Genomic DNA, 21,774 nt, shown 5'->3' on the forward strand with positions numbered 1-21,774 from the left:
TCAAGAGGATCAGTGATTCGCAGAATGCGTTTCCACAGGTGTCCCCCCGCAGACCGCTCCGATGTGGCTCCTCATCGGCTTTGAGCACATGTACAGTGTCGAAGAGGTACGTCAGACAGCGGCAGCATCGCGTGTAAGCGGTTTACCAGTGAAGTCGAGTGTCAGGTGGAGGCGGGATGGCTCGGCGTGCGGTGTCCGACGACGAAGGGCGGCGGCCGACCACGATCCGCGACGTGGCGGCGCACGCCGGCGTGTCCGTCGCCACCGTGTCGCGGATTCTGTCCGGCACCTACCCCAGCGCCCCCGCCACCCGTAGCAAGGTCATGCGGGCGGTCCGCGAGCTCGACTACGTGGCCAACGCCAACGCCCGCGGCCTGGCCGGCGCGAGCAGTCGCAGCGTCGCCATCATCGTCAACTCCGTCGTCTCGCCCCACTACGCGCACGTCGCACAGGGCGTCCAGGCCCAGGCCGCGCTCGAGGGCAAGCTCTGCATCGTCGGCACCACCGGCGGTGACCCCGAGCGTGAGCTCGCCACGGTCCAGCTCATGCGGCAGGAGCAGGCCGAATGCGTGATCCTCGTCGGCAACGTCGTCAACGACGACGCCTACCGCGAGCGCATGGCCGAATACGCCCGTGCACTCGCCCTCGCGGGCTCGCAGCTCGTCCTGTGCGGGCGCCCCGCGCTGGGCCCCGACGTGCCCGCCCTCGTCATCGAGTACGACAACACCGGCGGCGCCCACGCCATCACCAGCCATCTGCTCTCGGTCGGCCACCGGCGCATCCTCTTTCTCGGCCGGCGCGAGGGCTACACCACCCCCGACAGCCGCATCGCCGGCTACCGCAAGGCCCTCGCCGACTTCCACGTGCCCTACGATCCCGGTCTGGAGATGGACGGCACGATGGAGCGCCACGAGGGCTACCGCATGATCCGCGAGCGGCTCGACGCGGGGCCGCGCGACTTCACCGCTGTCTTCGCCGGCAACGACCTCATCGCCGCCGGCGCCCGCCAGGCGCTGCGCGAGCACGGGCTGCGCATCCCCGACGACGTCTCCATGGTGGGCTTCGACGACCTGCCCACGGCCGCCGACATCGACCTCACCACCGTCCACGTGCCGCACGAGGAGCTGGGCCGCACCGCCGTACGCATGGCCCTCGAACACAAGCGCACCAAGTCGGGCGTGGCCGACCACGTGATGCTCGGCACCCACATCGTCGTCCGCGCCACCGTCCGCCCGCTCCCAGCGGAAGACACTTCGCTCTAGTGCTGTGACCGGAAACGATCACCGGGTTCGTGCCGGTTGGATGGAATACGCCCCCGAGCGGAACTTCGCCTTCGACGAGTTCGGCCCGCCGGGCAATCTCCACCGTCAAAGATCATGGCCCGGCAGTCATCGCCAGCTGGTTCGCTTGACAACTCAAGATGACGAGCGCGTCGCTGGGCAGGTTCGCGGAGGGACGGCACGAGCGTCATTGACACCCCGCTTCCGGAGCCGTGGGGCTCAGAATGCCGGCAGTCGCACGGCGATCATGGCGATGTCGTCCTTGCACGGCATGGGTGGCAGGGTGAGCAGCTTGTCGCAGAAGGCCTCGAGGGGCTCGCGGGCCAGACGAGCGCCGCTGCGGCGCAGTCGTTCCAGCCCTATGCCGAGGTGCTCACCGGGCACTTCCACCAGGCCGTCGGTGTAGAGCAGCAGCGTGCTGCGCGCCGGCAGGACCGCGACGGCGCTGCTGCGCGGCGTGTCGTAGGTCACCCCGAGGAGCGGGTTGGCGCCGCCTTCGAGGTAGCGTGCCTCGCCGTGGTGGGTGACGAGCAGGGGCGGCGGGTGGCCGGCCACGGAGTAGTTGAGCCTCCAGCCATCGTCGTCGTCTGAGCCTTCCAGGCGGGCGAGGATGCAGGTCGCCATGCATTCGAGGCAGAGCGACTCGGTGGCGATGTTCAGGCGGCGCAGGGTGTCGCCGGGGGGCTCGTTTCGGTCCATCGCCAGCCCCCTAAGCATGCTGCGCAACTGGCTCATCATGACCGCTGCCGCCAGGTCGTGACCGGCCACGTCCCCGATGCTCAAGACCGTGGAGCCGTCAGGCAGCACGAAGGAGTCGTACCAGTCGCCGCCGATCTCCACCGCGATAGCACACGCCCGGTAACGAACGGCGATCTCCACTCCCGGCACCTCCGGTGGATCGGGGAGCAGGCAGTTCTGCAGTGCCAGGGCCACGCGTTGGGTGCGCTGGAAGCGCATCGCGTTGCTGAGATGGGCATGCGCGTGATCCAGCATCTGACCCAGCAGGTCGACGTCCGCCGCGCAGAGCGGTTCGCGATCCCCGCAGACCACGGCGGCCACCACCGCCGCCACCGCGCCGTCCACGACCACCGGCACCAGGGTCACACTGTTGACCTGAGCGGCGACGAACCACTCCATGACGCCGGGTGGCGCGACACCCGGCGGCGGCTTCCCTTTGGGGAACTCCCAGTGGACCGGCCGACGGGTTCTGACCACCTGGCCGAAATTGTAGTCGGAGCCGAACGCCTTGTGGCCTGTTGGCGGCGGCTCCTCCCGCGTCCGCGCGATACTCACCAGGAGCTCGGCGACAAAGGACAGCGGGATCGATTGGTCCTCGAACTCCGGCAGCACATAGATGCCGCACCCGTCGGACAGGGTGGACACGATCACCTCGGAGAGCGCGCGCAGTACCTCGTCCAGGCTCGCGAGGCCCGCGGTCGCCGCGGCGGCCTGGTCGAGCAGCTTCCTGCGCCGTTCCTCCTGCCACTCCTGCTCGACGTCAGCGAGGGTGCCGAGCCATTCGACGACCTGGCCGCCCTCGACGATGGGCACGCTGCGCGCGCGGACATGCCGGTAGGTGCCGTCCGGCGCCTTCAAACGGTAGGCGTAGTTCCAGAGACTCAGCTGCTCCACCGCCTTGAACCAGCTCTCCTCGGTGTGCTCGCGGTCGTCGGGATGTACGGCCTTCAGCCAGCCGTGACCGCGGTACTCCTCCCAGCTCTGCCCGGTGTACCGCTCCCAGCCATGGCTCGGCTCGTTCAGCCTGCCCTGGGGGTCATTCACCCAGAACGCCTGTGTCCCGAGCCGGGCCAGACTTTGATAGCGGTGCAGGAACCTGCGCCGCTCCTCGCTGACGGGTTCGATCATCCGGGCGGTGGCGACCCGGTCGGTGACATCCATGGTCATGATCAGCAGGCCTGCATCGCCGTCCCCGAGCGAGAGCTTCGATATGCCGACCGAGGCGAAACTCTCGCGTCCCGACGGGTCTCGCTCGCCGAGTTCCAACGGGAGTTTCTCAAGGCTTACGGCCTCGCCCGTTTCCAGGACCCGGTCGAGCTGTGCGAAAAAGCTCTGCTGACACAGGTCACGAAACGCCTCCCTGATCGGCACTCCGAGCTTGCCCTCGCCGAAGATCTTCCGGCACTCATGGTTCATGTAGATCAGCCGGTGAGCGGAGCCACTGGTCACGGCCACGCCCACGAGAGCAGAGTTGAAGGAGCCCGAACGTATGCCTCTGGGCAGCAAAGCCATGCCCCTGGACAACAACGTTATGCCCCTGGACAACAAAACCTTGCCCCTGGACAACATCTCCGAACCCATCATGGAGGGTGTCCCTTCGTTGATGGTCATCAGATCGCTCTCGGGCCGTGGCGGTAGTCGTACTCACTCCGCCGCATGTCGTCGACGGAGGTGAAGGCCGGGCCATCGACGTACTTCTCGCTCTGCGAGGTCATTTTCGTGCTGAGGTGTGCCAAGTCCTCACGGGCGAACGCGGATGATCGTCTTCCTCCGATCCGCTCGGTCGGGTTGAAGGCCGCAACGGCGTCGTCGAGGGTCGCGACGTTGCCGATGTTCGTCCGCAGTCGTCCGACCCGCTGGACGATCTCACCCGGTTGGCACGATCGCACACGACAACGAACTCGATCGCCAGGCCGTCCGCGGGCCGCGCCTCCGGCGGGCCGGCAAGAGATCGGCTCCGCCGACGTCTACTAGTGAGTCGTTGTCGACGAACTTCTTCGCACCGAAGTCGAGTGCCGGCTGACGGTCGGCGGCGTGTCCGGTGCCGATGGCATAGGCGCCGGCCTCGCGCGCGAGGTGGGTAACCCTCGATCCGACTCCGCCGGCCGCGCCGCTCCACCAGCGTCATCCGCCGTGCCCGCAGTCTCGTCCTTCGCCACGATCGCCTTCATCCGGCACCCCCTGCATCCAGTCCTTGCCTCCGCGGCATGGACGGCCCAACTACAACTGGATGAATTCGTCCAGAATAGTCCTAGCCGTGTCGCCCGGCAATCAGCGAGCGCCTGGCGGTGAGATCAGCGGCTGGTACGCCTGACGCTGTGAATGCGCACGATGACAGACAGGGCGCCTCAGGGGACATCGACGGTTGACCAAAGGAGACGGAATCGTCCGGACTCGGCTGGATGGCTTCGCACGTCCACGTTCACCAGTGCCACTGCCATCGCCTCCGCCGTACGTGAGAATGATCGATTGCCACGTACATAAGCGATCAGGAACGAGCCGGTCATGCAGGCCGCGATGGCACTGGCGACCCTGTCCACGTTTGGACCGGGAGGCGCCGGCGGTGTACATCTTGATCGTCGTCATCGGCGTTGTGGTACTCCGGAAACCGGAGTACCACCGGCCGGGCACAACCGGACGAGAAGCTCAGCCTTCTTCGCGGTGCCCTCCATCGAAGAGCGAGTTGTATGCCCGCCGCTCCCAACCCCGCCGTTCAGCGCATCAACCCGGAATCTGTCACTTCACATGAGAAGCCATGATCATGCACGGACGGAGACGGGAGTGGCGAACCACAGGTGGCTGACCGTGGCCTCGACGGCCCTCACCTCGATAACGATCGAGGAACTGGGCCGGCGCGCGTGCTCCTTCGAGGGCTCTGCTGAGCGCGGTCTGGTGGTCTCAGCCGCCGCCCTTCTCGCGCGCTGACTCGGCAGCAGCACGGTCGGAGTAGCCGGGGTGTCGGGCGTCGATCAGATCGGCATATGTGGTCGTTCGCGAGAGGTAGTCGGCCACAAAGGGGCAGATAGCGGTGATCGTGCCTGCGCGGGCACGGATCTCGTCGAGCACTTGCCGCACCATCGCGCCCGCCACGCCCTGGTGTCGATGACTCGACTCCACCTCGGTGTGCAGTAGGGCATACCGGTTGGGCTTCAGGTGGGTGTAGTAGAGCCAGCCGACCAGGTCGCCGTCGCGGTGGAGCTCAAAGCGGCCTTGATCGGTGTTGTCCATCAGCGCCTCGGTTGCCGGCACCTGTTCTTCGCTGCTCATCGGCTCACCCTTTCCAACGTGTAATTACACCGCGCACTACGCTCTGATTGGACTATTTAGTCCCATTGCAGGGTGTGTGGCGCAGCGTGAGTAGCATACGTTGGACTTGATAGTCCGTTAGTGCCCTTGAGGAAGGCTGCTCGGGCCACCGACCGAAGACTGACGAGGTGAGAAGAGAACATGGAGCCATCACCAGCCGCCGTTGAGGTGTGCAAGGACGAGGCCACCCGCCTCCACGAGGCGCTGACCGATGGTCGGGCCGACGGCACGCTGGCTTACGAGACGCCCGGCGGACGGGTCACGCTCACCCACTCGTACGTGGACCCAGACCAACGGCATCGGGGCATCGCCTCGGCGCTGGCCCGCCATGCCCTGGAAGACCTCAGCCGGAGTCGGACCAAGGTTGGCTTTTCTTGCGGGTTTGCTGCCGACTACGCCCGGGCCCATCCCGGGTGGAACGACACCGTCGACACCAGTCGCTCGGCCTTCACCGCCACCCGCACCGCACGAGACGCGAACAGCGGGCGCTGACATCATGGACGACCTGCACGTCTCCATCGAGCCTGAGCGCATCGTCACTCCGACCCTCATCTTGCGGTCCTGGTCTACCGAAGATGCCCAAGGGGCGTTCGAGATCTACGGGGATCCGAGAATTGCCAAGGCGATCGGCAGGCGACAGCCTGTGCGTGACCTCGCCGAGATGCGGGAGTTGTTGGGAGACTGGGAGCTGCAGTCGTCACGGAGCCCTGTGCCACAGGGTCTGTGGGCAGTGGAGGCGGCTGACGATGGCCGGCTCCTCGGCGGCGCGACTCTGCTTCCCTTCAGTCCGCGCGATCCCCAGCTTGTGATGGGGTGGCATCTGCGGCCCGAGGCCCGTGGCCACGGTGTGGCTGGCCAGATTGGGCATGCTCTGGCACACCAGGCATTTCTTACCGCCGACGTCGATGAGGTCTTCGTTGCGGCGCCGGCGCAGAACGCCGGCAGCCTCGCCGTTGCCAAACGTCTCGGAATGACAGTCGTCGATGACTTCGACTGGGCGCACCACGGCGTAAGACTCGAGGTGCTGCGGATGGGCCGGGCCGACCTCCACAAGATCCGACCCGGAATCTCGCTGGACTACTCCTATGACCCAGACGGGCTGGACGACTGGTGAGCTCGACGACGACGCCATCTCCGGACTACGGTCGATGGCCGGGTCAACGGGCGGCTCGTCCCGGCGGCCAACCGCGCGCGCCGCAAGCTGGAAGGGGTGTGGACGCTGAGCCCGTGACCAGCCCTCCACATGCAGCGCAACCGATCAAAGGGACAGTTGACTCACGGACTGCCCTCTGACTCGAACTCCGACACCAAATCCAAGCTCTTGGTGAGTGGGTGCACCGCTCCAACTGCCCAGCGGCAAGGTGGACTCAACCGGCAGACAGGCTCTCGATGTGCGCGAGTGCCATGTCAACTGAGGTTGCCATCGGTGTGACATCGCGCGCAGTCTGGGCCAGCATGTACCCGCCCTGGAGGGCGGCCATGAGCCCCGTTGCCAGTTGGTCGACCGACGCCTCGGGCGCAAGCACACCACTGTCTTGAAGCCTGCGCAACACGCCTGCCAGCAGTCCCTGCCATTCGGTGAACAGGTGGGACAGGGCCTGGCGCGCGAGAGTGTCATGATCGGTGACCTCGGAGGCCAACGAGCCGAGTGCACAGCCGTAGGCGCCATGCCGAAGGGCGTTGTTCTGGACCAAGGAATCCCGCCAGCGTCGCAGGCCTGCGATCGTCGAGACGTGGCCGAGGGCATCGCGCTCACGCTCGATGACGCGTTCTCCCACGTGGTCGATGACGGCCCGTACGAGTGCGTCCTTGCCGTCGAAATGGTGGTACAACTGCGACTTGCTCACTCCACTCGCCGCGAGCACGTCGTCGAGCGTGGTATCCCCGACTCCCTGGACGTACATCAGCTCGGCTGCTGCGGCGACGATCCTTGCCCGCGTCTTTGCGCCGCGCGCCGTCAGGCGTCTGCCAGTCTGCGAGTCAGCGGTCGTCATCACACATTCATGTTACTGATATCGGGCTACTCGTTCCTCGTCCTTGTGGGGCCGTCATCCTCGGTTGCCGCAAAGGGCGCGAGCGCGAAGTCGAGCGCGGCGTTGAGAGGCCAAGGGTCTCGTGCGATCTGACTCAGGGTGCTGCCTCCATGAAGCGCCGCAAGAATCAGCACAGCAGCCTTCTGGGCGTCGATGTCGGCCCTCGGCGTCTGCGCGGAAGAGCAGAGTGCGTTCCCTGCGGCGCCGGACTTCAGCAACCGTTCCAAAGTCTCGGCGATGAGCTCGCGCCAGCGATCGAGCAAGTCGGCTCGCTCAGGCACATCACCCGATTGTCGCAGTGCCAACGCGTACGGTGATCGCGGGGTCATGAGCTCCTTGACGACGCGGCGACGCCAGTTGGCCAGCATCACCCCGTCGGTGACTTCAGCCAGAGAAGCGCTTTCGCGGGCCAAGACCTCCGCGAAGCATGTCCTCATCGATCCCTCCCGGCCAGTCGAACCGCTCACGTATTCTGCCACGGTCATGGGACTGTTTAGTCCACTAGACAAGGTTCCATGTGCCCGCCTGGGCAGCAGGTAGGCAGGTTGCGACCCGAAGTAATATGGACTTTTTAGTCCATAATTTGATTCAGTCCGCTACGCGCAGATGACTGCACGCAAGCGTTGTCCGGTGAGTCGCGATCCACGAAAGCGGCAGGCGAATCACCTGCCCGGTCGTGGGTGGCCGTAGATCGTGGGGCCACTACGGCATCCGTTGTCTCGGCGACCGGTGGGTCGGTCGCGGTCGTCAGCGCTCGTAGCAGCGATTGCGCGTCGGACGGGCCGACGCGCCTCCAGCCGTTGACGGAGAGCGTAGGAACGGCGGTGATATTCAAGGGCTCGGCGTCGAGCATGTCGTCATGCACCCGGCCGGTGACCTCGGCCGAGATGAGTTCTTTCTCGAACTGATCGAGGTCCAGACCCAGGTCGTGGGCGATCCGGATGACCTCGCGCCACCCGAGTCGGTGAAGCCGGCGAACAGCGGAGTCGCGAACAGGAAGAGCATGATCGTGCCGTGTGTGGTGAAGAGCTGGTTCGTCACGGACTGCAGTCCGGGCCGGGCGAACGCCCGCATCACCAGCGCGAGCATGCCGCCGATCAGAAAAAAGGGCCACTGACGTGATCAGGTAAAGGTCCTGATCACCCTTGTGGCCGGTCGTGGTCAGCCAGGCGACCAGGACACGGCCTGGTGGACGTGTGGTCGCCCTTTCCTACCTCGCCGGCGGGGATCCAGGGCCGACCGGTCGCTCATCATCGTCCCTTTCTCGGGCTGCCGTGCCCGTGGTGGGTGCGGCCACCGCGGGGACCCGACCCCGCCTGCCCCATGACGGGCACGGGGAAGTTTCAGGCTCGCCGCCCAGTCGAAGTGGGCGGTGCCGCCTGATGGCCTCTGTGGCCAGCGAGGTGCTGATGATCAGCCGTGTGCGGCCGCTGGGCAGGGCGACGGTCGATCCCGGCGTCGGCGTGCCGCGGGGCGTCAGAGCTGTCGGATGTTCCGCAGAGATTCCGCGACGGTGAAGAGCGCCGCTCCCAGCAGCACGATGTCCTTGATCAGAAACTGTCCGGCGGGGGACAGCTTGGGTTCCGTTCGGCGTTGGTGCCATGCTTCCGGTGTGGTGGCCAGGAAGCTCAACGTGGTGGCGAACATCCCCGTAGCGGCAAGGCTACCGAGCGCGGAGGCTTTGGGAGCCAGCGGCCGGGCAGCGATCAGCGCACCGATCAGGATTTCGCTGACGCCGATGAACCTGGCGAGCCTTCGTTCACCGTATCTTCGAGCCAGACGGCTGAACGGAGGGCTGGCAACGAGCAGTGGACGGATGTTGTCCACCTCGTAGTCCTCGAACTTGAGCCGCCCGATCAGCAGCAGGTTGAGCACCAGCCCGTATCTCAGTGTCACAGCGGCCGCGCATTGGATGCGGTCGGCTGTGGCGCGACATGTTCCCATGCTGCGATCCCCTCTCGCAGTTGGTGACGTTTTCCGCGCTTCGCTCTGCCTCGTTGTCTTCGCACGATCGCGGGTCGGAATCCCGCAAAGCCGATTCCCCGCCTTCTCTTCTCCTGAAAAGGCGTGGACGCTTGTCGTTCTGCGAAACGAAACGGTCGTCCGCCGAACGTATCATCCACGGCGCACCTGTAGCTCTAGTGTGGGATACGGGAGCTTCGACCGTTGGCAAAATGTCTGCGTGTGCGTGTCGTCGGCGGTTCCCCGAAGTCGGCCCCAGCCCCATCGGCTCAGGCGTCATTACCTGGGGCACAAACTCTGTTTCAAAATAAGCGTGAAACCGAGGTGCTCGCGCAGGACGAGAGATGGAACGGCTTGCTCCTGAGCTGCCTGACCGCCGGCGGGAGGAACTCAAGAGATTCGCGGATGGCAATCACATGACCGATCCTTGGGCGTGCCATTACGGACCAACTTCACCCTCGGCCAGGCGTTCATGGTTCATGAGCGGGGCGCCGTACGGGACTTGTGAAGGAACCGGCGCACCCGGATCGGTTGGCGACACAGTGGACGGGGAAAACCGGCTTGAGATCCCCTTAGCGTGTCCAGTGGCAGGAGATATGTATATGGCTAGGACCGAGCCTCGTCGGGATCGGCCTATGCCTGTGCCACGCGGGCAGAGCGGCGCCGGACGACTGGTCGTTTCCTGGTTGACCACGACCGACCACAAAATGATCGGTTACCTCTACCTCGCCACGTCGTTCAGTTTCTTTCTATTCGCCGGCCTGCTTGCGATGGTGATAAGGGCAGAGCTGTACGGACCGGGGTTGCAGTTCGTCACGCGCGAGCAGTACAACCAGTTGTTCAGCATCCATGGCACCATCATGCTTCTGCTGTTCGCGACCCCGCTGTTCGCCGGGTTCGCGAACGTGATCATGCCGCTGCAGATCGGCGCGCCCGACGTGGCCTTCCCGCGTCTCAACGCGGCCAGCTATTGGATGTTCTTGCTCGGCGGGCTGATGGTGGTCAGCGGCTTCTTCGCGGATGGCGGTGCGGCGTCCTTCGGCTGGGTCGCCTACACGCCGCTGTCGACCGCCACCTTCACCCCGGGAATCGGGGCCGATCTGTGGATCATGGGGCTCGTGCTGTCCGGCCTGGGCACGATCCTCACGTCGGTCAACTTCATCACCACCATCACCTGCATGCGGGCGCCCGGCATGACGATGTTCCGGATGCCGATCTTCACCTGGAACACCCTGCTCACGGCGTTGATGGCGCTCCTGGCGTTTCCCACGCTCGCCGCCGCGTTGCTGGCACTGGAGATCGACCGTAAGTTCGGCACGCACGTCTACGACCCGGAGACCGGCGGAGCCATGCTGTGGCAGCACCTGTTCTGGTTCTTCGGCCACCCGGAGGTGTACATCATCGCGGTTCCGTTCTTCGGCATCATCTCCGAGGTCATCCCCGTCTTCAGCCGCAAACCGATCTTCGGCTACATCGGCCTGGTGGCGGCGACCATCTCGATCGCCGGGCTGTCCATGACCGTGTGGGCGCACCACATGTTCGTCACGGGCCAGGTGCTGTTGCCGTTCTTCTCGATGACGAGCTTTCTCATCGCCGTGCCCACTGGTGTGAAGTTCTTCAACTGGATCGGCACCATGTGGCGCGGCCACCTGTCGTTCGAGTCGCCCATGCTGTTCTGCATCGGCTTCCTGGTCACGTTCCTCATCGGTGGCCTGACCGGCGTTATTCTGGCCTCGCCGCCGCTCGACTTCCACGTCAGCGACACCTACTTCGTGGTGGCCCATATCCACTACGTCGTCTTCGGCACGGTGGTCTTCGCGATGTTCGCCGGGTTCTACTTCTGGTGGCCGAAGATGACCGGCAAGATGCTCAACGACCGGCTCGGCAAGCTGCACTTCTGGCCGCTGTTCATCGGCTTCGAGGCGACGTTCCTGGTGCAGTTCTGGCTCGGGGCGATCGGGTTCCCACGCCGCTATGCCGACTACGGCTCGGCCGACGGGTTCACCGACCTGAACATGATCTCCTCGGCCGGCTCGTTCTTGCTGGGCGCCTCCACGCTGGTGTTCCTCTTCAACATCTGGCGCACGTCCCGGGTGGCGGCCAAGGTGACGGTCGACGACCCTTGGGAGTTCGGCAACTCGCTGGAGTGGGCCACGTCCTGCCCGCCGCCGCGGCACAATTTCTCTTCGCTGCCCCGGGTCAGGTCCGAGCGGCCCGCCTTCGACATGAAATATCCACACCTGCAGCCAGGACATGAAGCCGGCAGCAGTGACGCCTGACCTTACGCGGGCGGATGCCCACCACCCACTCGAAGCCGGGCCGCTCCGCGGCCCATGAGGGCCGTCGGGATCGACGCCTCAACCACCCCATGCGCCGTCGGCCGGATCCTCGCACATCACATCCGCTCCCATCGCGCACATCTCACCGCCCCTCAGGCATGCGGATGGCGAGACAGGTGCTGCCGCGCAGGTCGAGCCAGGCCCGGCCGGGCCCGCGGACCAGGCGGAACACGACCTCTCCGCAGGCCGGGCAGCGGCCCACCAGACCGGGGGCCCGCGCGTAAAGAAGCGCCTCCGCGAAGGTGAAGCTGCGCGCGCAGGTGGCACACAAGATGCCGGCCGCGGTCAGGTCGACGCTGAAGAGCTCGCGCAGCGCCCCGCCCGCCGCGTTGGCGTCGAGGTGGTCGTCGTTCGTGCTCATTGGCTTCCTCCCGTGGGGCCAAATCGTTCGGTGCGGATCAAGGCCGGGTCGTAGCAGGCGGCGACCAGCAAGCCGGCGGCGCTCTCCACGAAGCCGGTAGGGCCGCAGACGAAGGTCAGCGGCATGCTTTCCGGCGGCCAGGTGACGGCGCGGACCAGGGCCGCGTCCACCTGCCCCGGGGGACGCTCGTGCCCTTCCGGAGCCCGCCGGGTGCAGGCGTAGGCACTCTCCAGGCCGGTGCCGTCCGTGGCGCGTTCCCCCAGTTCCCCGGCATACAGCAGAGCTCCAGGCTCGCGCACGGAGTACAGCAGCCGAAACGGCGCGATGCCGGGATCGGGCCCTGCGGGCCGGGCGCGGATCATGGCCATCAGCGGCACCAGACCCGAGCCGCCCGCGATGAGCTGCACCGGTGTGGGCGGCCCCGGCCGTCACAGGAACCGCCCGCCGCTCGGCCCGCGCAGCTCCAGCGGGTCGCCCACCTCCAAAACCCCGGGTGAGGTAAGCGAGACTTCTCCGCCGGGGGATCTCCTCCACGGTGAGCTCGACCCGTTCGCCGTCGGCGGCCGATGCGATCGAGTAGGAACGCTGGGTCGAGCAGCCATCGGAGGCCGTGAGCCGCAGGTCGACGTGCTGACCGGCGAGGTGGCCGGGCCAGCCGGGCACGCGGAGCACGATGGTGCGTGCGGTCGGGCTCTCCTCGCGGAGGGCCGTCACCGTGGCGACCGGCCAGGTCAGTCGCCCCAGTATCGCTGCTCGCGCCATGGGTCTCCGTAGTTGTGGTAGCCGACGCCCTCCCAGAACCCCGGCGTGTCCTCGTTCACCAGCCGGATCCCCCGCAGCCACTTGGCGCTCTTCCACAAGTACAGGTGGGGCACCAGGAGCCGGGCCGGACCGCCGTGCTCAGCGGTGAGGTCCTCGCCGCCGTAGCCGAAGGCGATCCACGCCTGGCCGTCGAGCAGGTCCTCCAGCGGCAGGTTGGTGGTGTAGCCACCGTAGGAGTGCGCCAGGGCGTAGTCGGCGGTGGTCTCGACGTCGGCGAACAGCGTGTCGAGCGAGACTCCCTCCCACATGGTGCCCAGCTTCGACCACTTGGTGACGCAGTGCAGGTCGGTGGTGAAATGCTCGGCGGGTAGCGCGCGCAGGGCCGCCCAGTCCCAGCGGTGTTCCTCGCCGGTCTCCGTGGTGATCGTGAACTCCCACCGCTCGGTTCGCACCTGCGGCGTGGGCCCGGCCGACAGCACGGGGAAGTCCTCGGTGAGGTACTGTCCCGGCGGCAGCTTCACGTCGTCGTCACGGCGACGTCCAGAAAATCCTCGTGACACGAGGGCCATGATGAAACCTTCCGAGTGTGAGCAACGCCGGCGCCGGAACCGGTGGGTCTTGCCCGAGCTTCCGCGTGGCATTGCAGAAATGTTGCGAATCGCGATGGTTCGACCATCGTCGAAGCGGTCAGTACAGGATTCGCTCCGCGGCAGGCCGTGCGGCCTGAGGGCCGCCGGCCTCTTTCGGTGGCCGCGCCCCTCGCCGGCAGGTCCTCACCGGCGAGTGGGCATGTCGTCGCACTGTATGAGGCCCTACCTTTACGCCTTGTTGAGCTCGGCGGACACGGTGTCGATCAGCTCGTTCCAGGACGCCGTGAACTTCTCCACGCCCTCCTCCTCGAGGACCCTTACCACGTCGTCGTAGTCGATGCCGGCCTCCTTGAGGGCCGCCATGGTGTTCCAGGCGTCCTCGTAGAAGGGGCGGACGGTGTCGCCGTTGACCGTGGCCTGCGCCGCGGCGGCGTCGAGGGTCTTCTCCGGCATGGTGTTGACGACGCCCGACGTGACCAGGTCGTCGATGTAGAGCGTCGGGGAGTAGGCGGGGTTCTTGGTCCCGGTGGAGGCCCATAGCGGGCGCTGCGGCCGCGCTCCGGCGGCACTGAGGGCCTGCCAGCGCGAGCTCGCCGTGATCTCGTTGAACGTCGCGTGCGCCAGCCGCGCGTTGGCCACGCCGGCTTTGCCGGCCAGAAGCTTGGCGGCGTCGGTGCCGATCGCCTCGAGGCGCTTGTCCACCTCGGTGTCGACCCGGCTCACGAAGAACGACCCGACCGACTCGATCCTGGACAGGTCGACGCCCTTGGCCTTGGCGGCCTCCAGGCCGGACAGCCAGGCGTCCAGGACCCCACGGTAGCGCTCCAGCGAGAAGATCAGCGTCACGTTGACGCTGATGCCCTCGGCCAGGGCGGCCGTGATCGCGGGCAGCCCCTCGACGGTCGCTGGGATCTTGATGAACAGGTTGGGCCGGTCGACCAGCCACCACAGCGCGCGGGCCTCGGCGACGGTCCGCTCGGTGTCCTTGGCCAGGCGTGGATCGACCTCGATCGACACGCGGCCGTCGACGCCGCCGGTCGCGTCGTAGACGGGGCGCAGCACGTCGCAGGCCCAGCGGATGTCGTAGGTGGTGATGGCGCGCGCGGCCTCGCCGACGCCGACGCCGCGCACCCGCAGATCGTGCAACTGGTCGTCGTAGGCGTCGCCCTCACTCAGCGCCGCGGCGAAAATGGTCGGATTGGACGTGACCCCCACCACGTTCTTGTCGCGGACCAGCGCGGCGAGATGGCCGCTGCGCAGGCGCTCCCGGCTGATGGTGTCCAGCCAGATGGAGACGCCCTGGGCGGAAAGCCTATGCAAGATCTCACTCATGATCGGTTCCGTTCCGGGTGTCAAGGCGCTGCGGGCTGGGTGCTTCCTTGCGATCTCGCACTGGCAATTCGTGGGGGATCGCTGCCGTCAGCTTCATTTCTGCTGTCGGTCCCCGGCGTGAAGTGGTGCGACGGGGTGAAGTGGCGCGACGTTTGCTCGCTGTGCGGAGTGCGCGTCCATCTTGAGGCGTACCACTACCCGCGGAAACAGACAGCCACACACGCGACAAGGTGCACGCTTGTGGCGGTTGCACGTCAGCTGACGGCGGGGGCGTCCCCGCGGCGGAGCTTCCAGCCGGGGCGGACGAAGTGGCAGGTGTATCCGGCCGGGTAGCGCTCCAGGTAGTCCTGATGCTCGGGCTCGGCCTTCCAGAACGGCCCGGCGGCGCTTACCTCGGTGACGACCTTGCCGGGCCACTGGCCGGAGGCGTCGACGTCGGCGATGGTGTCCTCGGCGACGCGCTTCTGCTCCTGGTCGAGGTAGAAGATCGCTGAGCGGTAGCTGGTGCCGATGTCGTTGCCCTGGCGGTCGAGGGTGGTGGGGTCGTGGATCTGGAAGAAGAACTCCAGCAGGTCGCGGTAGGTGGTCCGGTTGGGGTTGTAGACGATCTCGATGGCCTCGGCGTGGGTGCCGTGGTCGCGGTAGGTCGCGTTGGGGACGTCGCCGCCGGTGTAGCCGACACGGGTGGAGATCACTCCGGGGAGCTTGCGGATCAGGTCCTGCATTCCCCAGAAGCAGCCCCCGGCGAGGATGGCCTTCTGCGTCGTGGTCATCGTCATGCTCCTTCGTCGGCGTTGTCGAACAGCCTTCGGTACTCTCCGTAGCCCTCGCGCTCGAGGTCGTCGAGAGGGACGAACCGCAGGGCGGCTGAGTTGATGCAGTAGCGCAGTCCGCCGTCCGCGGCGGGGCCGTCGTCGAAGACGTGCCCGAGGTGGCTGTCGCCGTGCTTCGACCGGACCTCGGTGCGGATCATGCCGTAGCTGGTGTCGGAGTTCTCGACCACGTTGCCGGGCTCGGCCGGAGCGGTGAAGCTGGGCCAGCCGGACAAGCTGTCGTACTTGTCGACCGAGGCGAACAGCGGCTCGCCGGACACGACGTCGACGTACAGGCCTGGCTCCTTGTGGTGCCAGAACTCGTTCTTGAACCGGGATTCCGTTCCGTTCTCCTGGGTCACCCGATACTGCTCGGCGGTGAGCTGGGCGACGGCCTCTGGGTTCTTGCGATATTGGTGCGACATCTCTGTCCCTCGGATATCGGCGCCACACTTCATGGCGCTGCTCCTGGCCATAAATGGACTATTTAGTCCTGTCAACGGGCGAAAGCGGTCGTCTATTCCGCCGGGCGCGCCGACGGCGAGCCCGGCTGGTCGGCTACGCGCCGGTGCAGATGTCCATCCCGAGGAGGATGTTGCTGGTCGCGATCCCTGAGGCGCATCGGCGCGCTCGTATCGGGGGACCGGAACGTGATGACCTAGACGAGTAAGTCCTATGTCGGGTCAGTGGTCGTAGGCGATCAGCGACCGGGTGACGGGCTGTCCGGTAGCGCGGTTGTGCCAGATGGCCGCGGTCAGGCCAGAATGCGCTGGGCGATGCGAGCATCGACCACGTCGGCGGTCCTTGCTCCGTGGAATTCCAGGTCGAATTGGCCTTTGAGGGTGTCGTTGACGGACTCGATCAGCTGGCCGATCGGCTTGAGCAAGTGTTCGCCGGGACGTGGTGTGCGGTTGCGGTAGGACGGGCGCAGCAGGCGTGCCCCGTGTTCGGCCAGGAAGGTGTCCAGTTCGGCGGTGACGTAGCCCTTGTCGGCGGTCTCTGTCTGGGTCGAAGCGGGGGAGCGATCTACAAGACCGTTTTCGATGCGCGCCGTAAGATCCGCGCTTTCCTGACCACTAACGGGTATCCAGGAGGGGAGCCGATGGCTGCCCTGCCGACTGACCAAGAGGTAGTGGCGATCTACGTCGAGCTACTCGGGCCGGAGCCGATGCCGCCGAACACTATCCGGGATCGGCATCGCACCTTGCTGCGTGCGGAACGTGCGCAGAGGGGGCGTACTGCCTTTCGGGCGCTGTGCGGCGCCATGATCTGTAGCTACGGGGCTCGGGTGATCAGAGCTACCTCATCGACGTGCCCGCCCACGTGACTTCCGAACCTGACCCGCCAATCCGAGCCTGAGATCAAAGTCACCGTGAGCTCTCAGGACCTAGGACCAAATCGTATCTGTGCGGTGTTGTTTCCAGCGCCTGCCGCAATCACCGACGTCAGAAGAGGAGATACCGTGTCGCACGACTACCGCAAGACTCCGGAGGCGTTGAGCCGTCTCACCGACAGCCAGTTCGACGTCACTCAGAAGGACGGGACGGAGCCAGCGTTCCGCAACGAGTACTGGAACAATCACGAGCCCGGCGTCTACGTGGACGTGGTCTCCGGCCAGCCCCTGTTCTCGTCGACCGACAAGTACGACAGCGGCACTGGGTGGCCGAGCTTCACCAAGCCGATAGAGGCTGATGCCGTTCGCACAAAGACCGACGGATCACTCTGGATGACCCGCACGGAGGTGCGGTCCGCCGGGGCGGACAGTCACCTCGGGCACCTGTTCGATGACGGTCCTGCCGACGCCGGTGGCCAGCGGTACTGCATAAACTCGGCCGCATTGCGCTTCGTTTCGGTCGCCGAGCTCGAGACGCAGGGCTACGGCGAGTACCGCTCGCTGTTCGAGACCATCGACACCACCAGCACAGAGGAGCGTGCATCGTGACCAACGGGATTCATGACACCGGGCAGATCACCCGCAAACCGGGCACCGAGACGGCTGTCTTGGCCGGTGGGTGCTTCTGGGGCATGGAGGACCTCATTCGCCGGCAGCCAGGCGTACTGGACACACGCGTCGGATACACCGGCGGCGAGAACGATCACGCAACGTACCGCAATCACCCCGGCCACGCCGAAGCGGTCGAGATCGTCTTCGACCCCGCGCAGACGACCTACCGCGACATCCTGGCGTTCTTCTTCCAGATCCACGACCCGACCACCCTGAACCGGCAGGGCAACGACATCGGTACGAGCTACCGCTCCGCGATCTTCCCGCTCACTCCCGAGCAGGAGCAGGTCGCCCGTGACACGATCGCCGATGTCGATGCGTCGGGTCTGTGGCCAGGTAAGGCCGTCACGACGATCGAGTCCCCAGGGCCATTCTGGGAGGCGGAGCCCGAGCACCAGGACTACCTGATCAGGTATCCGAGCGGGTACACCTGCCACTTCCCGCGCCCAGGCTGGGTGCTCCCCAAACGCACCGCCACCACCGATTGAACGCCCGGCTGAGAGGGTGCGCGCATCTCAGCATGGGCGTGCCCTCACCGGCACGGTTTCTCGGCCCTGAGAGGGTGTCGCTGAACTGGTACAACGATCTTCCGGGACGGAAGCGTACAGGCGCGGCCGACCCGCCCGCGCGGGTCGGCGCGAGCCGGTCCGATGAGGGTGATGCTTCGGGCGACACTACTGACCGAACTTCGCTGGTAAGCGGATCGGCGACCGCTTGGCGAAGGCTGTGCGCATCCACTCGGTCTTCTGACGGAGCGATCGGAATGCGACAGAACGGCTACGCCTGACGTGCGGCTCGGCCCAGTCGCACGTGCTCAACACCTGCTCACATGAGCCAACGCGTCACTCCTGCTGCCAGTGCCGAGCGCGTAGATGAGCCTTTTGCGCCTGGTCCCGCTGGTTCAGCAGCCACTCTGAGGCCAACAGCGCCGGAACGTGGCCGGCACCAGCCATAGAACCCGAGCACCCGCAGCGCACTCGGAGACCTTGGTGAGCGTCGACGGCGCCGACCACCAACGGCCCGGAGCAACCGAGGTCATCGGTGGCCTTTGGTCACTCCTGGGTGCTTGGCGTCGATGAGGTCGGCGTACTCGGGGTTGTGCTCGATGAAGGTGCGTACGACCGGGCACATGATGGTGACCGTCTTGCCTTGCGCGCGCACGTCGTCGAGGACGCGTCTGATCAGCTCGGTGGCGATGCCCCGCTTGCGGAATTCGGGGTACACCGAGGTCGCCAGCAACACCAGCCGGTCGTCGCCGGCGACACTGTATGGCAGGCCGGCGATCTCGCGGTCGCCGACGATGGCCTCGTAGATGCCGGCCTTCTCGTCATTGACGACTGCGAAGTCGAACGCGGGAGCATGGGGGTCGTCGATCATCTCGTCGATGAGTACGGCCTGGTCCTTACTGAGGCTGTCTTTCCCATCGGAGTGCTCGAAGGCGTAGCGGGTTGGGTCGATCATGGGGGTGTCCATTCGTTGATTGTTCGTTCGCCGGCCGGGGCCCGCTCGTCTTGTTCCGAGTCCTTCAGGCGCGAACACGGATGATCGTCTTTCCCCTGGTTCGCTCGGTCGCGTTGAGGGCGGCGACGGCGTCGTCGAGGGTCGCGACGGTGCCGATGTTCGTCCGCAGCCGCCCATCCCTGACCCGCTGGACGACCTCACTCAGTTGAGCGCGATCGGCCTCGACGACGAAGTCGACCGCCAGACCCTCGGCCGGCTGCGCCTCGGGCGGACCGGCGATGGTCACCAGCATTCCGCCGGCTCGGACCAGGCCCGCGGACCGCCTGGCGATGTCGGCGCCGATCACGTCGAAGACCAGATCGACTTCGCCGACGTCTTCCAGCGTGTCGTTGTCGAGGTCGACGAACTCCTGCACGCCGAAGTCGAGGGCGGTCTGTCGGTCGGCGGCACGTCCGGTGCCGATGACGTAGGCGCCGGCCTCTTTGGCGAGCTGCGCCACCATCGAGCCGACTCCGCCGGCCGCACCATGGACGAGGACGCTCTGGCCCGCCTCGAAGCGGCCGTGCACGAACAGCCCCTGCCACGCGGTCAGGCCCGAGATCGGCAGGCTCGCGCCCACCGTGAAGTCGACGTCGCCCGGCAGCGGCGCTAGGTTGCGTGCCTCGATGGCCACGTACTCGGCCAGGGTGCCGTCGCGAGTCCAGTCTGCGAGGCCGAACACCCGTTGTCCCACCGACAGCCCCCTCGTGCCATAGCCGAGCGCGGTGACCACGCCAGCTGCCTCGTGTCCGGGGATCGAAGGCGTGCGGTCGCGGCCGAGGCGATCGGTCCAGGTTCCGGGCCACGTCAGCTCGCCCGGGGTGAATCCCGACGCATGAACCTCAACGAGCACATCGTTTCCCGTCGCCTCCGGCTCGGGCCGCTCCGCCAGCGTCATCCCGGCCGTTCCCGCGGCCTCATCCGTCACCACAATCGCCTTCATTGGGTCGCCTCTCCGTATCAGTCGCTCGCCGAGGCGGCACTTCGGTTCTCCCGTTAAGTGACGCCGGATGTCGGTTTCTTACCCGGCTGAGCGGAACGATCTGTGACGTGGAGTGCGGCCCCGGTGCGCTGGGTTCGAGGCCAGGCGTCGCCGCCGCTCTGCCTGCCCTTCGGTGGCCCGTCTGGTGGCTTGAAGGCTCGGCGGGTGGTCAGGATCGTGGCCGGTCGGACGCCGGCAAGGAACGTGAGTCAGCGGCCAAGTAGGTGGGGCAGCGGCGATCCCCTGCGCTGCGAAACCTCGGCCACGTCGTCACCGAGCTGCCGTTCCCGATGCATCGAGAGATCGCCGTCGGAGGGCCAGCGCGACGTATGGTGCGAACGGCGGCAGTCTAGGCTTCAGCTCGTGACCTATTTCGATGTCCTTGTCCTCGGTGCCGGCCCGGGGGGATACGTCGCCGCCATCCGCGCCGCGCAGCTCGGCAAGTCGGTCGCCGTCGTGGAGGAAAAGTATTGGGGCGGTGTCTGCCTCAATGTCGGCTGTATTCCGTCCAAGGCGCTGCTGCGCAACGCGGAGATCGCCCACATCATCACCCAGGAGAAGGACACCTTCGGCATCACGGGTGATGCCACCATGGATTTCGGCGTCACGCACAGGCGCAGCCGCCGTGTCGCGGAGGCGAGCGCCAAGGGCGTGCATTACCTGATGAAGAAGAACAAGATCACTGAGATCGAAGGCTGGGGAACGCTCACCGGGCCCACGTCGATCGACGTTTCCACGGACGGTCAGACCTCGTCGTACACCTTCGGCAACTTGATCATCGCCGTTGGTGCCACGGTGCGACTGGTTCCGGGGGTGACGCTCTCCGAGAACGTGGTCACCTACGAGGAGCAGATCCTCACCGACCAGCTGCCGAAGTCGATCGTCATCGGCGGTTCGGGCGCGATCGGGGTGGAGTTCGCCTACGTGCTCAAGAACTTCGGGGTCGACGTCACCATCGTGGAGTTCCTGGACCGAATGGTGCCGACCGAGGACGCCGATGTGTCCAAGGAGTTGCTTCGCGCGTACAAGAAGCTGGGCGTCAACGTGCTGCTGTCCACGACGGTCAAGGGTGTCCAGGACACCGGCTCCGGCGTGCGGGTGACGGTGGCCCCGTCCGGCGGCGGCGACGAGCGGTTGATCGAGGCTGACAAGTTCCTGGCAGCCTTTGGTTTCGCGCCGCGGACGCAGGGCTTCGGCCTGGAGGCTGCCGGCATCGCGCTCACCGACCGTGGTGCGATCGCGGTCGATGCTCGCGGTCGCACCAACGTCGAGGGCGTCTATGCGATCGGTGACTGCACCGGCAAGCTGATGCTCGCTCACACCGCCGAGGCGATGGGAGTGGTCGCCGCGGAGACGATCGCCGGCATGGAGACCATGGAGATCAACTTCGACATGATTCCGCGGGCGACGTTCTGCCGGCCGCAGATCGCCTCCTTCGGATATTCCGAGGCCCAGGCGAAGGAGAAGGGATACGACGTCAAGGTCGCGCAATTCCCCTTCTCCGCCAACGGCAAGGCCCGTGGCATGGCTGAAGGCGTCGGATTCGTCAAGGTCGTCGCAGACGCGACTCACAACGAGTTGCTCGGTGCGCACATGATCGGCCCGGAGGTCACCGAGCTGCTACCGGCGTTGACGCTGGCCCAGCAGTGGGACCTGACGGCCGACGAGGTGGCCCGCAACATCTTCGCTCACCCGACACTGTCGGAGGCGATGAAGGAAGCCGTCGAAGGCATCGCCGGCCATATGATCAACCTCTAGCCGTCTCCGCCCTG

22 protein-coding genes and 1 pseudogene are annotated in these 21,774 nt (G+C 66.2%); 8 read left to right on the forward strand and 15 right to left on the reverse strand.

What is annotated here, in order from left to right; genetic code table 11:
- The first annotated feature begins 176 nt into the window (after positions 1-176).
- Complete coding sequence (locus ACIBP6_RS03655) at positions 177-1,262, forward strand: LacI family DNA-binding transcriptional regulator (protein ID WP_397048378.1); 1,086 nt, start codon at positions 177-179, stop codon at positions 1,260-1,262.
- Positions 1,263-1,499: 237 nt separating this feature from the next.
- On the opposite strand, the gene ACIBP6_RS03660 is transcribed toward ACIBP6_RS03655, so the two are convergent.
- The 3 genes from ACIBP6_RS03660 to ACIBP6_RS03670 form a co-directional block, all read right to left on the reverse strand.
- On the reverse strand, positions 1,500-3,479 hold the full coding sequence (locus ACIBP6_RS03660; RefSeq protein ID WP_397048380.1) for a SpoIIE family protein phosphatase: 1,980 nt from the start codon (positions 3,477-3,479) through the stop codon (positions 1,500-1,502).
- Positions 3,480-3,628: 149 nt separating this feature from the next.
- Positions 3,629-3,907, reverse strand: a complete 279-nt coding sequence (locus ACIBP6_RS03665; RefSeq protein WP_397048382.1) for a hypothetical protein — start codon at positions 3,905-3,907, stop codon at positions 3,629-3,631.
- Between the two features lie 1,009 nt (positions 3,908-4,916).
- Complete coding sequence (locus tag ACIBP6_RS03670) at positions 4,917-5,285, reverse strand: GNAT family N-acetyltransferase (RefSeq protein ID WP_397048384.1); 369 nt, start codon at positions 5,283-5,285, stop codon at positions 4,917-4,919.
- Between the two features lie 180 nt (positions 5,286-5,465).
- Between ACIBP6_RS03670 and ACIBP6_RS03675 the strand changes: the two genes are divergently transcribed.
- Both ACIBP6_RS03675 and ACIBP6_RS03680 read left to right on the forward strand, forming a co-directional pair.
- Positions 5,466-5,816, forward strand: coding sequence for a GNAT family N-acetyltransferase (locus ACIBP6_RS03675; protein ID WP_397048386.1), 351 nt, complete (start codon positions 5,466-5,468; stop codon positions 5,814-5,816).
- Between the two features lie 4 nt (positions 5,817-5,820).
- Positions 5,821-6,438 (forward strand): GNAT family N-acetyltransferase, encoded by a 618-nt coding sequence (locus ACIBP6_RS03680; protein WP_397048388.1) that lies wholly within the window; start codon positions 5,821-5,823, stop codon positions 6,436-6,438.
- Positions 6,439-6,691: 253 nt separating this feature from the next.
- On the opposite strand, the gene ACIBP6_RS03685 is transcribed toward ACIBP6_RS03680, so the two are convergent.
- Positions 6,692-7,318 (reverse strand): TetR/AcrR family transcriptional regulator, encoded by a 627-nt coding sequence (locus ACIBP6_RS03685; protein ID WP_397049298.1) that lies wholly within the window; start codon positions 7,316-7,318, stop codon positions 6,692-6,694.
- Between the two features lie 26 nt (positions 7,319-7,344).
- Complete coding sequence (locus tag ACIBP6_RS03690) at positions 7,345-7,842, reverse strand: hypothetical protein (RefSeq protein ID WP_397048390.1); 498 nt, start codon at positions 7,840-7,842, stop codon at positions 7,345-7,347.
- A gap of 374 nt (positions 7,843-8,216) precedes the next feature.
- Between ACIBP6_RS03690 and ACIBP6_RS03695 the strand changes: the two genes are divergently transcribed.
- Positions 8,217-8,474: a hypothetical protein gene (locus ACIBP6_RS03695; protein WP_397048392.1), complete on the forward strand. Its 258-nt coding sequence runs from the start codon at positions 8,217-8,219 to the stop codon at positions 8,472-8,474.
- Between the two features lie 359 nt (positions 8,475-8,833).
- On the opposite strand, the gene ACIBP6_RS03700 is transcribed toward ACIBP6_RS03695, so the two are convergent.
- Complete coding sequence (locus ACIBP6_RS03700) at positions 8,834-9,232, reverse strand: DUF417 family protein (protein WP_165969620.1); 399 nt, start codon at positions 9,230-9,232, stop codon at positions 8,834-8,836.
- A gap of 722 nt (positions 9,233-9,954) precedes the next feature.
- On the opposite strand from ACIBP6_RS03700, the gene ctaD reads away from it, so the two are divergent.
- Positions 9,955-11,598, forward strand: coding sequence for an aa3-type cytochrome oxidase subunit I (gene ctaD / locus ACIBP6_RS03705; protein ID WP_397049300.1), 1,644 nt, complete (start codon positions 9,955-9,957; stop codon positions 11,596-11,598).
- Between the two features lie 142 nt (positions 11,599-11,740).
- On the opposite strand, the gene ACIBP6_RS03710 is transcribed toward ctaD, so the two are convergent.
- From ACIBP6_RS03710 to ACIBP6_RS46820, 7 genes and pseudogenes are all read right to left on the reverse strand, one after another.
- Complete coding sequence (locus ACIBP6_RS03710; protein ID WP_397048394.1) at positions 11,741-12,019, reverse strand: DUF6510 family protein; 279 nt, start codon at positions 12,017-12,019, stop codon at positions 11,741-11,743.
- Complete coding sequence (locus ACIBP6_RS03715; protein WP_397048396.1) at positions 12,016-12,426, reverse strand: hypothetical protein; 411 nt, start codon at positions 12,424-12,426, stop codon at positions 12,016-12,018. Before ACIBP6_RS03715 ends, ACIBP6_RS03710 begins: the two co-directional genes overlap by 4 nt.
- Before the next feature lie 324 nt (positions 12,427-12,750).
- Positions 12,751-13,350: a sulfite oxidase-like oxidoreductase gene (locus tag ACIBP6_RS03720; RefSeq protein WP_397048398.1), complete on the reverse strand. Its 600-nt coding sequence runs from the start codon at positions 13,348-13,350 to the stop codon at positions 12,751-12,753.
- A 249-nt stretch (positions 13,351-13,599) separates the two neighbouring features.
- Positions 13,600-14,703 carry a transaldolase gene (gene tal / locus ACIBP6_RS03725; RefSeq protein WP_397048400.1) on the reverse strand — a complete coding sequence of 368 codons (1,104 nt, stop codon included), beginning with the start codon at positions 14,701-14,703 and terminating at the stop codon, positions 13,600-13,602.
- 254 nt (positions 14,704-14,957) lie between these two features.
- Positions 14,958-15,476, reverse strand: a complete 519-nt coding sequence (gene msrA / locus ACIBP6_RS03730; protein ID WP_397048402.1) for a peptide-methionine (S)-S-oxide reductase MsrA — start codon at positions 15,474-15,476, stop codon at positions 14,958-14,960.
- A 2-nt stretch (positions 15,477-15,478) separates the two neighbouring features.
- Positions 15,479-15,940, reverse strand: a complete 462-nt coding sequence (gene msrB, locus ACIBP6_RS03735; RefSeq protein ID WP_397048404.1) for a peptide-methionine (R)-S-oxide reductase MsrB — start codon at positions 15,938-15,940, stop codon at positions 15,479-15,481.
- Between the two features lie 258 nt (positions 15,941-16,198).
- A pseudogene (locus ACIBP6_RS46820) lies at positions 16,199-16,509 on the reverse strand (IS982 family transposase); the annotation flags it as partial.
- Between the two features lie 468 nt (positions 16,510-16,977).
- Between ACIBP6_RS46820 and msrB (ACIBP6_RS03745) the strand changes: the two are divergent.
- The gene (gene msrB / locus ACIBP6_RS03745; RefSeq protein ID WP_132609891.1) at positions 16,978-17,457 is read left to right on the forward strand and encodes a peptide-methionine (R)-S-oxide reductase MsrB; all 480 of its coding nucleotides are present in this window, start codon (positions 16,978-16,980) and stop codon (positions 17,455-17,457) included.
- Entirely contained in the window at positions 17,454-18,008 is a 555-nt protein-coding gene (gene msrA / locus ACIBP6_RS03750) for a peptide-methionine (S)-S-oxide reductase MsrA (RefSeq protein ID WP_449593658.1), read from the forward strand. Before msrB (ACIBP6_RS03745) ends, msrA (ACIBP6_RS03750) begins: the two co-directional genes overlap by 4 nt.
- 547 nt (positions 18,009-18,555) lie before the next feature.
- Here the strand turns inward: msrA (ACIBP6_RS03750) and ACIBP6_RS03755 are convergent.
- Both ACIBP6_RS03755 and ACIBP6_RS03760 read right to left on the reverse strand, forming a co-directional pair.
- Positions 18,556-18,993 (reverse strand): GNAT family N-acetyltransferase, encoded by a 438-nt coding sequence (locus ACIBP6_RS03755; protein WP_397048408.1) that lies wholly within the window; start codon positions 18,991-18,993, stop codon positions 18,556-18,558.
- A 52-nt stretch (positions 18,994-19,045) separates the two neighbouring features.
- Entirely contained in the window at positions 19,046-19,963 is a 918-nt protein-coding gene (locus tag ACIBP6_RS03760) for an NADP-dependent oxidoreductase (protein WP_397048410.1), read from the reverse strand.
- A 402-nt stretch (positions 19,964-20,365) separates the two neighbouring features.
- Between ACIBP6_RS03760 and lpdA the strand changes: the two genes are divergently transcribed.
- Positions 20,366-21,760 (forward strand): dihydrolipoyl dehydrogenase, encoded by a 1,395-nt coding sequence (gene lpdA / locus ACIBP6_RS03765; protein ID WP_397048411.1) that lies wholly within the window; start codon positions 20,366-20,368, stop codon positions 21,758-21,760.
- The last annotated feature ends 14 nt before the right edge of the window (positions 21,761-21,774 follow it).

Source organism: Nonomuraea terrae (assembly GCF_044465245.1).
GTDB lineage: Bacteria > Actinomycetota > Actinomycetes > Streptosporangiales > Streptosporangiaceae > Nonomuraea > Nonomuraea terrae.